The organism is Halobacteriovorax sp. ZH5_bin.2, from assembly GCF_043196375.1.
GTDB lineage: Bacteria > Bdellovibrionota > Bacteriovoracia > Bacteriovoracales > Bacteriovoracaceae > Halobacteriovorax_A.
Genome location: NZ_JBEBMJ010000004.1, coordinates 132,089 through 147,298 on the forward strand (window position 1 = coordinate 132,089; position 15,210 = coordinate 147,298).

Genomic DNA, 15,210 nt, shown 5'->3' on the forward strand with positions numbered 1-15,210 from the left:
TTCATTTTAGATGTTGCTTTCGATTTAGATTTTTACTTAACCGATCAGTCTTAGTGCACTTTGGCTCGAAGCATTTGCTTGCGAAAGAACAGAAGTTGCTGAACTAGTAAGGATATTTGCCTTAGCTAAGTTTGCAGACTCTGCTGCTACATCAGTATCTCTGATTCGTGAATTAGCGGCACTCATATTTTCATTAGAGATCTCTAGGTTATTAATTGTAGACTGTAGTCTATTTTGTAAAGCCCCTAGCTCCGCACGTCCACCAGATACAGATGTCATGGCCTTATCGATAGCTTCAAGATTAGATTGAGCGTCACCTTTTGTTGCTACAGATAGACCTCCAATACCTAGATCTTCTGTTTTAACTGATACTGCCGATGGCTTGAAAGCAATTCTGTCATTTGTCTCATCATTATTAAGACCAATTTGGAATTCCTTATCTTCGCCTTCACCATTAATTAGTGATGTTCCGTTAAATTGTACTGACTCTGCAATTCTATCAACCTCTTTTGTTAGTTGTTGGAATTCTTTATCAGTAAATTCACGTTCAGTATCACCAATTGTATCAGATGCAGACTGTACTGAAAGTTCTCTTAGACGAACTAAAATATTTGATACTTCGTTCATCCCACCTTCAGCGATCTGAATCATCGAGATACCATCACCCGCGTTTCTTGCCGCTTGTTGAGTACCTCTAATATTCGCTCTTAACTTTTCAGATATCGCAAGTCCTGCAGCATCGTCACTGGCCTTGTTAATTCTTGAACCTGATGAAAGCTTATTTAAAGATTCATCTTGTGTTCTTTTAACTTGTCCTAAACTTCTTTGTGCTGCAATTGACTGTGTGTTCGTGTTAATTCTTAATCCCATTACTATTCTCCTCGAATAAGCAACCTCCTTGTGTAATTAGCGCTGAAACTCCTTGTCTCAACAAATTAAATCCCAAAACAGCCAGACCCATCTGGCTGCAATACCCATAACGGTTACTCGGAAATATTCTTGAGGAAAAAGTGGTAGATTTTTTACTTTTTTGAAGCAGCATTGGCCACGAAGGCAAAATGATGCCGAACAACCCCGACCGACCACGAAGGGAGTTCAGGAGAATCAATTATTTAAGAAACAAATCAAAACTTTTACTTAGAAACTAAAATATCTGATCATTCAAATCAAGCATATAGTCGACCATTTCAGTCGGTGATTGAAATTCTTTTTCAACAGGAAAGCGATTTTTTAAAGAGATATTAATAAATGCAAATTCAGAGTTAGCAATAAAGTGCTTACTACGAAGTTTCGAAATATCGATATCTCCATCTTTGAATTTTAGTAGAACAGGTAGGCCGAATTTCAAAGTGGCCTTTATGGTTTTTAAGATGTGAGCTATGGCAACTTCTGTATCAGAAAGATCGGTTGAAATAATCGCCAGTTCATTTTTTAAATGAATATACACTTAAGAGCGGCCTTGGATTTTTTCAATTAGATTCGTCGTTGAATAGCCATCTTCAAAATTTAAGCTTAAAACTTGTCCACCGTTAGCGGTAACAATATCATGGCCAACAATTTGATCAATGGCCCAGTCCCCACCTTTAACAAGGATACTTGGGAGAACAGCATTTATAAGATCATAAGGAGTATCTTCCTCGAAAATAAAAACCTTATCAACTGACTTTAAATTCTCAAGCATAAACTGACGATCGCCTTCAGAGTTCACAGGACGATCCTCACCTTTTAAACGCTTAACACTGCTGTCTGAGTTAAGTCCTATAATAAGAATATCACCTAGTTTCTTCGCTTCATTTAAGTACATTAAATGACCACGGTGAAGGATATCAAAGCATCCATTAGTGAATACAATTTTCTTCCCACTAAAGTGATTCTCTACATATTCCTGTGCTTCTTGATATTTCATTACTTACTCTTTTTAAGGCTATTCCCAAAGAATTTCTTATCTAGTCCTAAAATATATGGAAGTCCTAGAAGTGGGATCGAAATGAACTCAAAAAGAGTTCTTTCAATAATCGTATTAAAAGCTGCCTCATTTGAAAGCTTTGGCCTTAGGCCACAAATATACTGACCAAACGTTGGCCTGTAGACAGATGTAATACGATAAATAATATGAATAAGCACAAATAGTGCTAATAGAAATCTATAATTTGAGTTTTGAAGTGTAATTTCAATAAACGATTCGAGAGGAAGTCCACTTACTAAAAACATTGCAGCTAAAGTAACAGCAAAAATAACTAGTGATACACTCATATCAATCACGTAAGAAGCAAATCTTCTTGCGATAGAAACATCTTGTGACTTATTCTTTATTTCAATTTCACGATTTACTTTAGGGATTTCTGACTCTGTACCTTTACGATAAAAAGCTTCAAGTTCAGAAGGAACACTCATCTCTTTTTCACGGCCAAGAACTTTATTGAAATTATTTACATGTGATTGAGTTGGAGTAACTTCAACACGTGCACTTTTTAAAACTTCTTTACTGGCCTTTCCATGATGAAAACCAAGTCCTTCATTAATAGGTTTAAAAGGAATATCCTCAATTCCAAAGTCATCGAAATTATCGAAGTCTTCTAAGTCATTTAAGCGAATTGGTTTCTTACTATTTTGTGATTCTAAATTCATCCCTGGGCCCTCTTATAATAGGATGACACATTTTTTATTTAACATCAAATTTTCCAAGTACATAGCCTACGATTGTTAGGACTGCACTTTCTGTTTTAAGAATAGGTGTTGCAAGCTTAAGCCCCATAACATTATTCTCTTTTAACATTAACTCTTCTTCACGAGTAGAAAGTCCACCTTCTGGTCCAATGATAATTAAAATACGTTTATCTTTTATGCTGTCAATACTTTCAATATCCATACCATTTGAATGAGATAATGTCGTTAAGAATATATAATCGTATTGATGGAAGATTTCGAATAAAGCATCAAGACTTGCTGTCTCGTGATGTACTACTGGAAAGTAAGGATTATTTGATTGAATTAGCGAGCTTTCAATAACTGAATTTACTCGATCAAAATTCTTTATTGACCAATTTGAGTAGTCTGCTTGAAAAGGAAATATTTCTGAGATACCGACTTGAGTTGCATTCTTTAGAGAGCTCTCAAAAGCTTCTCTTTTAGGAAGCCCTATTGCTAAATCGATATGTGTATACTTCTCAATCTTCTCAAATGCTAATACCTTTAATGAAACTTCACGCTTCGTGCAGTTAATCACTTCACTTGTATAGCGACCACCTTCTCCATCTAATAGTAGAACCTCGTCACCCTTTTTGACTCTTACGGCCTTAATTAAGTGATGGCTACGATCATCAGAAAAGCTAAGTATTCCATCAATTGATGGAGAGAGATCATCTCGAGTATAAATAGCGCGCATGAATTACTCCTTTTTTAGAAGAATTGCTGACCAATCACCTTTAGATAATACATCGATTTTCTTTAAAGACTTATATTCTTCAATAACTGCATCAACTTGTTCATTTAGAATACCAGAAAGAATGATATAACCATCATCAGCTAGTGAGTCTAAGAGAACTTCTTTTTCAGATACAAGAACATGCATAAGAATATTAGCAAAAACAAGTTTATACTTATCATCTAGATTGAATCGTTTTCTTGCAATAAGACGATGACCATTAAGACGGTCTTCATTTAAATTCAACTTAAGATTTTCGTGACAATTATCAAGAGCAGCAGGGTCGATATCAACGAAGTCGACGAGCATATCACTTTTCTTGATAGCGCCGATTCCTAAGATACCTGAACCACATCCAAAGTCTAAACAAAGGTCTTTCCCTTTGAAAGAGTCCTTTACTGCCATAAAGTGCTTTAGACACAGGTATGTTGTTTCGTGTTCACCTGTACCAAATCCCATTCCTGGAATGATATAAATATTATTATTATTTTCTTTATAATCTTCTTCTTTAAACCACTCTGGAATAACACTTAGTTCAGGAGTTACCTCAATCGGTGCATAGTGCTTTTTCCATACTTCATTCCAGTCTGAGTATTCTTCATCTTTAACTTCAATTGTTAGATCCATCCCTTCAATTGCCTTTGCAAATTCATGGGCCCTATTAATATCTCCCTGAAAGAAGAAATAATTAAACTTCTTAACATCTTGATCATCTGAAATATCAACGACTTCATCAATTACTGACTCTGGAACGTCTCCACCAGAATATGCTCTCTCTCCAAGAATCTCATCAACACGCTCTTCTTCCATTGAGAACTCTTCAATTCCATCAACTTCAAATTCATTAAGAGCGATCTTATTCACCTCTTCACATTGTGAGCTACTTTGAAATTCAATCGTTACAATTTTAAAGATTTCAGTTTTTACAGACATTCTCAATTTCCTTTAAAACTAGAAAATTTCCATTAGGATAAATTTCTTTAAGTTTTATACACTTACTCATCACCCAAATGACATTTGGATGCCATAAGCTAATATATGGGTATTGTTCGTTTACTACTTGATTGGCCTTCTTATATAGAGCGACTTCTTTTTTCTTATTGATAGTCTGCTCGGCCTGCTTAATTAAATTATCAAAATCCTTATTATCAAAAAAGACACGATTTGCACCTTTTGGGGCCATATTTTCAGAGTAAAATGCGAATTTAAGCATATCCTGACCAGTAAATCCTACCCAACGCCCTAAATAAAGATCGTATTCTCCTCTTTTAATACCTCTAAGGAAAGTTCCCCACTCTTGAGGTACCACATTTACGACTAGGCCAAATTTCTCAAACTCATTCTTGATGATTGTCACTAATTCTTGTTGAAATTTATTACTGCTTGTCTTCCAAGTAAGAGAAAAAGTCTTTCCATTATTGTCATACCAAATTCCATTTTTTCTCTCAAAACCTGCTTTATTAAAAAGCTCAAAAGCCTTTTTTGGATTGAAATCATCAACTGGTGTATCGATATAAAAATTCTTAAAGGATTTTGCAAAGAGGCCATTTGAAGCAACAGCATTATTTTTAAATTTATACTTAATAATTTTAGCTCTAGGGACAAGATGACTTAATGCCTTTCGCACATTTTCATTTTGTAGAATATCTTTTTTCTGATTTAGTCCAATGTAATTATAATCTGTTCCTAAAACCTTTTGTACATTTACATCACTATTCTTTTCTAAGTAATTAACTTTTCGAGGTGAAATATTGGCAACAGATAAGTCGATCTCTCCCTTGATCAGTTTTAACGAAAGTGTTGTTTCATCTTTCACGACAACAAAGTTCAGATCGTAGTGATCAGCTTTTAAAGACTTTAAGTCAATTTGCAAAGGTGCAATCTTTGCAATTTTATAGTCACCCGCACCGACAAGATCTGACATTTCGACTTTCTCAAGTTTTTCATAATTAGGGATTTGGATAATTTTAAATAATACTAAATTTGGTAAGTGATCAAGGCCAAAGCTCTTATAGATTAATTCAAAAGTGAGTTCATCGATAATTTTAACCTCTTTAATATTTCCAAAAGCAAAGCGGAATATCGATTTTATCTTCTCAGTTTCCGTGAAATAAAAATGAGACTTTTCCACATCTTTCGACGTCAAAGGTGCGCCATTTGAAAACTTTAGATTTGGTTTTAGTTTGAATCGAATCTTATATGAATCTAGTGTACGATACTCTTTAAAGGATTCACATAATTGGCAAATCGGCTGCATATTACTGTTGAAATCAATAAGTGAGGCGTTAATAAGGCGATTAATATTTTGAGAGTTAGCATCAGTTGAAAAGAACGGACTCAAGCTATTTGGAGACGACGAAATTGCGATATTAAGACTCGCTCCATAACCCATTGAAGTTAGGAAAATAAATAGTAAAAAAGATAGAAATCTAAACATCGAATATCCCTGACGAATGACACAAATGTAATTATTATAAGATTATCACCTCTTTTATTTGATGTGAACTCAATCTATGTTAAGTTACTGAAAACATTAAAACAAAGGTCATCTATGAAGCTAATTGGAATCACTGGTGGTTCAGGTTCAGGAAAAACTACTTTTGCCTCAAAAGTAATTTCAAAACTACCAAAAGAGAAAGTATCTGTTTTATCAATGGATTCTTACTATCTACCAGAGCAACCAAAAGAGCATTATACAAAATCAGGACGACCAAATTACGACCACCCACAAGCATTTGACTGGGCACTCCTACAAGAACATATCACGGCCCTAAAAAATGATGAGCCTATTGAAGTTCCAAATTACGACTTTAAAACGAGTAGTCGTACAACATCAACAACAACTTTAAATCCAACACCAGTTGTCCTTTTTGAAGGAATCTTTACTCTCTTCGATCAGGAGATTAGAGAGAAGTTAGATATTCGCTGCTTTCTCCATGTCGAGGCAGATATTCGCTTTACTCGAAGACTTAATCGAGATGTTGCTGAACGTGGAAGAAGTTTAGAAAGTGTTATCAATCAATACTACGACAGTGTTCGACCAATGTATGAGAAATTCTTAGCGCCACAGAGACAGTATGCTGACTTTATTGTTGGTGAAGAAACGGATGTTTCTTCTGAAATCTTAGCGGCCAGACTAGTCCAATTCATTGAGCAAAACAAAGAGTTCGAACTACTACTAAACACAACGAAAGGATCTTAATGTCTAATTTAAATATTTCACCTCTTGGTGGTGTTGGACAAATCGGATCTAATGCGACTTTAGTTTCTTATAAGAATACAAATATAATAATCGACAGTGGAATTCTATTTCCCTACGAAGACTGCTTTGATATCAATTATCTTATTCCTGATTTAAAAAATGTAGATGTTGAAATCAATGCTCTCATCATAACTCACGGCCACGAAGACCATATTGGTGCAATCTCACATTATATTGAGAGATTTCCAGAAGCTGATGTCTATGCCCCAACATTTGCTAAAGAGCTTATTGAAGATAAGTTGTCATATTTAGATCTTTCAAAAAAAATTAACAAACTTGAAAGTAAACTTGTGATAAATGAAATCGAAATTGACACGATTCATGTTAATCACTCGATTCCAAATACAAAGGGAATTCATCTAGGCATCAAAGAAATTGATACTGGAATTCTCTTCATCTCTGATTTCAAATGTGATTTTAACACTGAATATGAAGAGCCTATTGAATTAGAGAAAATCAATCTCCTATCAGAGAAGTATAGCAACCGCCTTGCGATGCTAGACTCGACAAATATCACAAGCAGCAATGAAAGAACGACTTCAGAGTCCGAGCTTAAAAATGACCTGCTCTCTTTTATCTCAGATGCAAAGGGACGTGTCTTTATCACATGCTTTGCCTCTAATATTCATCGTCTTCAAACAATATTCAATATTGCAAAAGAGCTTAAGCTTAACGTCGTTCCCTATGGCCGCTCTCTACTTAAGTACACACAAATTGCCAGAGAGTGTGAAATCTTTAACGACCATGGACTTGTTCGTGAAGTTGAAAGTGTTACAGACTTAAAGAAGAAACATATTATTCTATGTTCAGGAGGTCAGGGTGAATTCAGAGGTACAGTTAAGAGAATTACAAGTAGCAGTGATAAGTACTACAAGCTAAATGAATCTGATACTTTTATCTTTAGCTCTAAAGCAATTCCTGGAAATGAAAAAAAGCTAGCACTTTTATACAACGAAATCACAGAGAAAGGTTGTGAGGTCATTACACACTATAATGGATTAATCCATGCTTCAGGACACCCTGGTAAAGCTGATCTTAAAGATGTTTATGATAGTTACCAACCTACTATTGCGATCCCTATTCACGGCGAAACATATTTTTTGAGAAAGCACTGTGAGTTTATCAAATCAATTCTGCCTACCAGTGAAGCGATCGAGATTAAAAATCACGACAGCATCTCACTATCTTCAAATGGCAAAATAAAAATTACTCGCTCACAAGAAATTCCACCGATACTCATTCATGGAAATCGTATTGTCATCGAAAGAGAAAAAATCTCAGAAAGACGAAAAATGGCCACGCTTGGTACAGTCTTTGTTTCAATTTCAAAGAACAGTATTGCTCGTTCTCAGCAAAGAGTTCACATTACGACAATGGGAATTCCATATGAAGAAGAGCAAATTAGTCAACTACAAGAAATTTGCTTTGATTACTTCAATGAAAAAGGAACGATTGATCAACGAAGTGAACGTATTCGAGTAGCGGTTAGAAGATATTTTCAAAATATCCTTGGATATAGGCCTCTGGCCATTGTTCATATTTGCTAAGTCCATTAAACTAATTACATGGACAACACGGTTATCATCATTGCATTACTTGTAATCATTGCTATTGCGCTTTTTCTACTTATTGGCGTCTTTGCATTTATCGCATTTCGAAAAGAGATTCAAAAAGAAGAAACTCAAGACGGAAAACTCACAGATAAGATAAACAATTTATTAGAAAAGAATAAGTCGCAAGAAAAGATTCTTGGGCTATGTAGTATTTGTGAAAAAGAACTCGTCGAAAATGATTACTTCAATGTCGACTCACTTCATCTTTGTCGCGATCATTTCAATCTATATTCAAGACATGAATGGGTCGCTATTACAAACGAGAGAACGACAAGCGATACACCGGAAAAAGGTGTCTATATTTATAATTTCAAAAAAAATACGTGGGATAATGATAAAATTCCAACCTTCATTCTATGTGAGTACAAAATTGATGTGGAAAGTGACTTGATCGAAACCTATGTTCAATTACATGTGCAAAAAGAAATAGAAGATGAAATGAGACAAAGATTGAAAATACAAAAATAAGGGAGAGCGTAGTGAACGATCTTGAAATCCTAAAAGGCCAAATTAATCAAATCATGGAAACTAATAAACCAAATGTAGTTTTCGATTCTAAACACGATCGATTAATAAGAGATTGTGAAAAAGACTTAACTTCAGCAGGATTGAAGCAAAAGGTATCTTATACTATTGATGCCCTTATGCCTGAAAAAAGAGATTCAAAATTTGGTGGTGGTCAATTCAGTCGCTGGCAATATGAGTTAAGTTGGCAGGAATGGGAAGGAAATTTCAGACTAGTCCTAAGAAATATCCCACATAATAATTCAAAACTTCTTATTAAGCTGCCAGAAGATTTCAAGATTGATACGGCAGAACTTTTAGAATCATTTAAATCAAATATTCTTAAAACAATTTCTTTATAATTTACTATATTTAAAAAAAAGAAAGGGCCCCAAAGAGGGCCCTTTTTTTGATGTTTCCATCAATATACTTTGGGGGGAATCCTATCGCTCTACTTGGCGAAAAGTTTCATTTCCAGAAGTTTGTGGAGTCTCCTCTTTTCTTAGATAAGAAGGAGTATCTAGTTCATCTTCATCAAAGTTGATAAAACCAAGTTTTTCAGCAATTGACTTAGGACGATCTGATTTTTCAGCGGCAGCATTATTACCTGTTAACACTTTTTCATTTGCCCAAGGATCTACTTCAGATTTAGATGCTTCGTATTGAGACGCTGCTTCTCTGATTGAATCAGTTAAGCTAGGTCTTTGAGAAGTTTCTGAATTATCTCCATCAAATGAGTGAGTTCTTACTGGCTCTTGAACTAGTTCTTGAGCTTGTTGCTCACGTTGTGCTTCCATTTGAATTTCTCTCATCGCATCGACTTGTGGGTTCGATTGAACAGGAGCTTCATGGTAGGCAGCTTGTTGTACAGCAGGTTGTGCTACTGGTTGTTCAAAAACTGGCTTTTCTTCAACTACAGGAGTAGCTGGTGCCGCTGGAGCTGCATAAACTGGTTTAGCTTCTTGAACAACAGGTCTTCTAACCTCTTGTTGTGGAGCTACATTAACAGCCGCTTCACGTCCACCAAGTCCAGTTGCAATAACAGTAACCTTGATATTATCTTCAAGTTCATCATCTACAACAGATCCAAAGATTACTTCAGCATCTTCATCTGCTGCTTCCATAATTAAAGTAGCTGCTTCATTAACTTCATGCATAGTCATTGAAGAACCACCAGTGATATTAATGATGATACCAGTTGCACCATCAATTGAGATATCCTCAAGTAGTGGCGAAGAGATTGCTTCATTAGCAGCTTTAATAGCTCTATCTGGCCCAGAACAAAGACCTGTACCCATAAGAGCTAGACCTTTATTAGACATAACAGTTGAAACGTCAGCAAAGTCAGCATTGATATGACCTGTCGTATTGATTAGATCAGAAATACCTCTTACAGCGTTTAATAGTACTTCGTCTGCTTTCATGAAAGTTTCAACAAGAGAAAGGCTTTCACCAGCAAGTTGAAGAAGTCTTTGGTTTGGAATAGTGATTAGTGAATCAACATTTTCCTCAAGAGTTTGAATACCAGTTGATGCCTGTCTCATTCTCTTCTTACCTTCGAAGATAAATGGCTTTGTAACAACACCAACAGTAAGAGCACCTAGTTCACGTGCAAGTTTTGCAAGTACAGGAGCTGCTCCAGTTCCTGTTCCACCACCCATACCGGCAGTGATAAATACCATGTCAGATCCTTCAAGAACCTGGCTAAGCATTTCATACTCATCTAGAGCTGCTTTACGACCAACTTCTGGGTTTGCCCCAGCTCCAAGACCTTTTGTTAACTCAACACCAAGTTGTACTTTAGTTGGTGCAAGGTTAACTGCAAGTGCTTGTGAGTCAGTGTTAGCAACAATATATTCAACACCAGTTAAACCGGCCTTAATCATTGTGTTTACGGCATTACACCCACCGCCACCAACACCAACAACGCGAATCTTCGCGCCTTCAGTTAATTTTAATTCGTTGTTGTCAGAAATTTCGAACATAAGTTCCCCCTTATTTAAAAAATTTCTCTAAATACTGATTTAATAGATCCTGATAATTTACTTACAATATCTATTTGATTAATATCTTCTTCCTCTTCTACGTCTACTTCCTTACCTTTTGAAGCTTCAAGTAGAAGACCTAAAACTGTAGAAAATTTTGGATTTTGCATAATATTTGTCATGCCACCAAAAGCAATTGGAAAACCAATCTTAAGTGGACGCTCTAAAAGGTACTCACCAATATCTGGCATTCCTTTAATCATTGCACCACCACCTGTAAGAACAACACCACCACTGATGTCATCTCCTAGGTTCTTTTCTCTAATAATATTTTTAATAAGATCAAATAATTCTTCAGCTCTTGCTCCAAGTACATTTGCAACTGTATTTAGTTGTACTTCTCTTGGCTTAGTTCCAGAGATTCCTTGTACTGTAATATGAGCTGACTGGTTTACCTGTTCAGGTAAAACTGAACCGTGATTAATTTTAATTCTTTCTGCTTCTGCGTGTGGAATTTTGAGTGCAACAGCAAGATCATTTGTGAAATGATTTCCACCCACTGGAATAACTTGTGTATGTACGAGGGCCCCATCTTTCCAAAGAGCAAGATCTGTAGTTCCACCACCAATATCAACAAGTAGTGTTCCCATTTCTTTTTCTTCAGGAGAGAGAACAGATTCAGAAGAAGCAATCGGTTGAAGAGTTACGTTCTCTACTTTAATCCCAGTATGCTCTACACATTTAACAAGATTTTGAATTAGTGAGATTGAACCTGTAACAATATGTACATGGGCCTCAAGACGTGTCCCACACATTCCAATTGGATTTTTAATTCCAGTTGTATTATCAACTTTATACTCTTGAGCAATAACGTGAATGATTTCGCGATCACTTGGCATTACAACTGCTTTAGCAGCTTCAAGTACACGATCAACATCATCTTGTGAAATTTCGTTACCTTTAACAGCAACAACTCCTGAGCTATTAAAACTATAAATATGGCTACCAGCAATTCCAATAGTTGCACTATGGATATCAACTCCGGCCATCAGTCTCGCCTCTTCTAAAGAGTTATGAATTGAGCGAACTGTTTTATCGATATTTACAACACTACCTTTCTTTAAACCATGACTTGGATGTGTACCAATACCAATGATTTCAAGCTCAGCTTTACCAGTGTTTTGATTAGAAATGTTTTGGATACCTACGATTGTGCAGACTTTAGTTGTACCAACGTCTAAACCGACAACGATGTTTTTTTCTTTCATTGAGAATCCTTTCTCTAGTTTTTTCTTACAGAATCATTCTGTTAATAAAGAAATCTAACGGCAATTTTTACCGCATACAATGAAATTTTAGAATTAGTCGTTGAACTTGACAACAACTTTTTTGGAATTTGTAATATTTATCACTGATGGAATTTTCTTTTTCTTGTTCATATAACCAATGATTTGAGTCAACTTTTCAACTTTAAGAGGCCATTCATCTTTGCCCATAAAGACACTTGAAGGCTTTCCTTTAATCGAAAGAATCATTGTTAACTCTTTATCATCGCTAATAATAACTTCAGAAATTAATTTTCTAAAAACAAGATCAAGGTCTGCGATAATACGTGTGATATTTTTTTGAACTGTCTTATCCATTTCCCCAACAGGGATTGCAAGATAAGGAAGAGAGTAATTTAACTTCTTTTCCGTTCTTAGTAGAATTTCATATGTTGGGTCAAATAATTGACCATTATCAACAAGAATTGCTTCATAAGACTCCATTCCATTTTCTTTGTAGATTTGTACTTTCATTAATGGAGATGGACATTCATAGATAAAGTTAAGCATTCCTTCCATCGGATTATACTTAATCGTATAGTCTGACAGAAAGTGTTTTTCTTTTAATTTATCTGCTGCAACTAGATTCTTCATACTTCTTAAAGAACGATTTCTTTCGAAGTCTTTTACTAACTTAAGAGTTAGTGTTCCAGCAGCACGTGAAGGACATTTACCAAAAGCCGTCTTATATTTGATCTTCTCATTTGGCTGTGAAACTGCTGATGCAGAAGCACTCAAAAGAAGAAGTGAAATAATTGAAATAGCTTTTTTCATTAAATGTCTATCCTGACTTCAGGCTCAAACTTTAAACCATAGTTTAGATAAAGTTCTTCCTGTACAATTTTTATAAGTTCTTTTACATCTCTGGCCGTCGCTTTATCGAAATTCTCCATGAAGTTTCCATGAAGATTACTCACGCGTACATCACCAACTTGTAACCCTTTCAAATTAAGTATATCAATAAATTGTCCTGCAGTGCAAGTTCGCTTATCTCCAACAATGTTTTTAAAGACACTTCCACAAGTTTTTTCCTTTAATGGTTGTGACTTATTTCTCATTAGGAGGTAGTTACGAATTTTCTCACCAAGGTTTTCATCTTGACCTTTTGAGACAAGCTCAACTTGATAAACAATATCCCCAGGTTTTAAAAAATTATTTTGGCGATATGAAAAGCTAGACTCTGTTGCCTCATGAAGATACTCGTTACCTTCCTTATCAATATACCAAACTCTATTTATAATTTCGCTAATCCAACCAAGGCCCGTTCCCGCATTCATGAAAACTGCTCCACCTAAAGTAGCTGGAATTCCAGTTATCACTTCCCAGCGCATATTACCAAATTTGTAAGCATGAGAAGTTAAGCTTGAAAGCTTCACAGAAGCTGGAAGAATATAGCTTTCACGATACTGATTTAAAATGCGACGATCGTAATCAAAGTCTAGATTAATTATTGGATGCTCAATTCTTTCATTTAAAAGTTGATTGGCACCTAAGCCTAACACCATGTAGTTAAGGTTATTTTCAGTAAGGGTTCTTGCAACTTCCTTAAGTCCATCAAGATCCTTTACAGAAATAAAATCACCCTTAGATTGAAGTCGCATTGTTGAATACTTTGATAGATCCTTATCAATTTCGATTTCAATATTTGGAATATTAGCTAATAACTCTTTAATCTTATTCATTGCGATCGTTATCTAAAACCCATTCTCTAATGACTCGGCCAATTGACCCGGCCCCTAATGTCATAATTGTTGAATTCTTATTAGACTTAATAATTGTATCTAAGTCTTTAAGTTCAATTGTTTTAGCTAGCCCCGGATGAAGTCGATTAATATCTTCGACAAGTCTATCTGAAGTGATCCCAGGAATAGGGCTTTCACTAGCTGGATAAATTGGACACATATATAACTCATCAACGTCGTTGAAACAGTGTAGGAACTCATTCCAACAGTCTTTTGTTCGAGAGAAACGATGTGGTTCAAAAATAGCAATTTTCTTATGTTCTCTAATTTCTTTTAATGTGTTTAAAGTCTTTGCTATTTCAGTCGGATGGTGGCCATAATCATCTAGAATCTCTACATCTTCATTCTTATAAAGTAATTGAAAACGGCGTCCAACATTTTCAAAGCTTCTAATTGAGCTTCTAATCATATCCACTGGTACTCCCATTTTATGAGCAATGGAGATTGCCCCAAGAGCATTTTGCACATTGTGCTTACCAGGAAGATTAATGATAAAGCGTCCTAAGTTCTCAGGGCCAACGATAAGGTCAAACTCTGAACACAGATCAGACATTTTAATATCGACAGCTTGATAATCTGCTGGTTTTTCAATTCCAAAAGTAACAATTGGTTTTTTAATATGTGAAACAAGACTCATTAGTCTTTCATCATCTGCATTAAGTGAAGAGAGTCCATAGAAAGGAACTTTGTTAATAAACTCTTCAAAGCTATCCATAAGAACATCTTCACTACCGTAATGATCCATATGATCAAGGTCGATATTAGTCACAACCGACATGATTGGGTTTAACATTAGAAAAGATCCATCAGACTCATCGGCTTCGGCCACTAAGTACTCACCAGTACCAACCTTTGCATGTCCTGCAAGATTAGAAACGATACCGCCGATAATATAAGTTGGTTCGTAATTGCTCGCTTGTAAGATTGTCGCTAGAAAGCTTGTTGTTGTCGTCTTACCGTGAGTTCCCGCAATTGCGATTCCTCTTTTAAGTCTCATAAGTTCGGCCAACATCTCAGCTCTTCTCATAATAGGAATTTGCTTTTCACGGGCCATCTGCATTTCAGGATTAGACTCATTTACTGCAGATGAATAAACAACTACTGTCGTCTTATCAGTTATATTTTCACGCTTATGTCCAATAAAGACTTCAGCTCCTAAATCTCTTAAACGAGTAACATTGGCAGACTCACTAATATCTGAACCTGTTACTTTATACCCAAGGCTCAGTAGAATTTCAGCGATACCGCTCATCCCAATTCCACCGATTCCAATAAAATGCACGCTAATATTTTGAATATTAATATTCATACTTGTTCCTTTTCACAAGATTACTTCTTCTAAATTTAGCGCATAT

General features: G+C 35.6%; 16 protein-coding genes. 4 read left to right on the plus strand and 12 right to left on the minus strand.

Annotated elements, in window-relative coordinates; translation table 11 throughout:
• Positions 1-36: 36 nt before the first annotated feature.
• The 7 genes from ABMA76_RS11475 to ABMA76_RS11505 form a co-directional block, all read right to left on the minus strand.
• A complete protein-coding gene (locus ABMA76_RS11475) occupies positions 37-870 on the minus strand; it encodes a flagellin (protein ID WP_392910974.1) in 834 nt (277 codons plus the stop codon).
• Between the two features lie 274 nt (positions 871-1,144).
• Positions 1,145-1,447: a hypothetical protein gene (locus ABMA76_RS11480; RefSeq protein WP_393061636.1), complete on the minus strand. Its 303-nt coding sequence runs from the start codon at positions 1,445-1,447 to the stop codon at positions 1,145-1,147.
• On the minus strand, positions 1,448-1,906 hold the full coding sequence (rfaE2, locus tag ABMA76_RS11485; protein ID WP_392861223.1) for a D-glycero-beta-D-manno-heptose 1-phosphate adenylyltransferase: 459 nt from the start codon (positions 1,904-1,906) through the stop codon (positions 1,448-1,450).
• On the minus strand, positions 1,906-2,628 hold the full coding sequence (locus ABMA76_RS11490) for a hypothetical protein (protein WP_392861224.1): 723 nt from the start codon (positions 2,626-2,628) through the stop codon (positions 1,906-1,908). Before ABMA76_RS11490 ends, rfaE2 begins: the two co-directional genes overlap by 1 nt.
• A 34-nt stretch (positions 2,629-2,662) precedes the next feature.
• Positions 2,663-3,385 (minus strand): RsmE family RNA methyltransferase, encoded by a 723-nt coding sequence (locus tag ABMA76_RS11495; RefSeq protein WP_392861225.1) that lies wholly within the window; start codon positions 3,383-3,385, stop codon positions 2,663-2,665.
• A 3-nt stretch (positions 3,386-3,388) separates the two neighbouring features.
• Complete coding sequence (locus ABMA76_RS11500; protein WP_393061638.1) at positions 3,389-4,357, minus strand: 50S ribosomal protein L11 methyltransferase; 969 nt, start codon at positions 4,355-4,357, stop codon at positions 3,389-3,391.
• Positions 4,341-5,861: an ABC transporter substrate-binding protein gene (locus ABMA76_RS11505; RefSeq protein ID WP_393061640.1), complete on the minus strand. Its 1,521-nt coding sequence runs from the start codon at positions 5,859-5,861 to the stop codon at positions 4,341-4,343. Before ABMA76_RS11505 ends, ABMA76_RS11500 begins: the two co-directional genes overlap by 17 nt.
• Positions 5,862-5,975: 114 nt before the next feature.
• On the opposite strand from ABMA76_RS11505, the gene udk reads away from it, so the two are divergent.
• Genes udk through ABMA76_RS11525 form a run of 4 tightly spaced genes read left to right on the plus strand, consistent with a single transcriptional unit; the run spans position 5,976 to position 9,165 of the window.
• A complete protein-coding gene (udk, locus tag ABMA76_RS11510) occupies positions 5,976-6,626 on the plus strand; it encodes a uridine kinase (protein WP_392861230.1) in 651 nt (216 codons plus the stop codon).
• On the plus strand, positions 6,626-8,233 hold the full coding sequence (locus tag ABMA76_RS11515) for a ribonuclease J (RefSeq protein ID WP_393061642.1): 1,608 nt from the start codon (positions 6,626-6,628) through the stop codon (positions 8,231-8,233). Before udk ends, ABMA76_RS11515 begins: the two co-directional genes overlap by 1 nt.
• 18 nt (positions 8,234-8,251) lie before the next feature.
• Positions 8,252-8,767, plus strand: a complete 516-nt coding sequence (locus tag ABMA76_RS11520; protein WP_392861233.1) for a hypothetical protein — start codon at positions 8,252-8,254, stop codon at positions 8,765-8,767.
• 11 nt (positions 8,768-8,778) lie between these two features.
• Positions 8,779-9,165: a hypothetical protein gene (locus tag ABMA76_RS11525; RefSeq protein ID WP_392861234.1), complete on the plus strand. Its 387-nt coding sequence runs from the start codon at positions 8,779-8,781 to the stop codon at positions 9,163-9,165.
• A gap of 81 nt (positions 9,166-9,246) precedes the next feature.
• Here ABMA76_RS11525 and ftsZ read toward each other — a convergent pair whose 3' ends face one another.
• From ftsZ to murC, 5 genes are all read right to left on the minus strand, one after another.
• Positions 9,247-10,788, minus strand: a complete 1,542-nt coding sequence (ftsZ, locus tag ABMA76_RS11530; protein ID WP_393057005.1) for a cell division protein FtsZ — start codon at positions 10,786-10,788, stop codon at positions 9,247-9,249.
• Positions 10,789-10,802: 14 nt separating this feature from the next.
• Complete coding sequence (gene ftsA / locus ABMA76_RS11535; protein ID WP_021267553.1) at positions 10,803-12,056, minus strand: cell division protein FtsA; 1,254 nt, start codon at positions 12,054-12,056, stop codon at positions 10,803-10,805.
• Between the two features lie 93 nt (positions 12,057-12,149).
• The gene (locus ABMA76_RS11540) at positions 12,150-12,887 is read right to left on the minus strand and encodes a hypothetical protein (protein ID WP_392861238.1); all 738 of its coding nucleotides are present in this window, start codon (positions 12,885-12,887) and stop codon (positions 12,150-12,152) included.
• Positions 12,887-13,795, minus strand: coding sequence for a UDP-N-acetylmuramate dehydrogenase (gene murB, locus ABMA76_RS11545; protein ID WP_393061644.1), 909 nt, complete (start codon positions 13,793-13,795; stop codon positions 12,887-12,889). The genes ABMA76_RS11540 and murB overlap by 1 nt, the downstream gene beginning before the upstream one ends.
• A complete protein-coding gene (gene murC / locus ABMA76_RS11550) occupies positions 13,788-15,164 on the minus strand; it encodes a UDP-N-acetylmuramate--L-alanine ligase (protein WP_393061646.1) in 1,377 nt (458 codons plus the stop codon). Before murC ends, murB begins: the two co-directional genes overlap by 8 nt.
• Between the last annotated feature and the right edge of the window lie 46 nt (positions 15,165-15,210).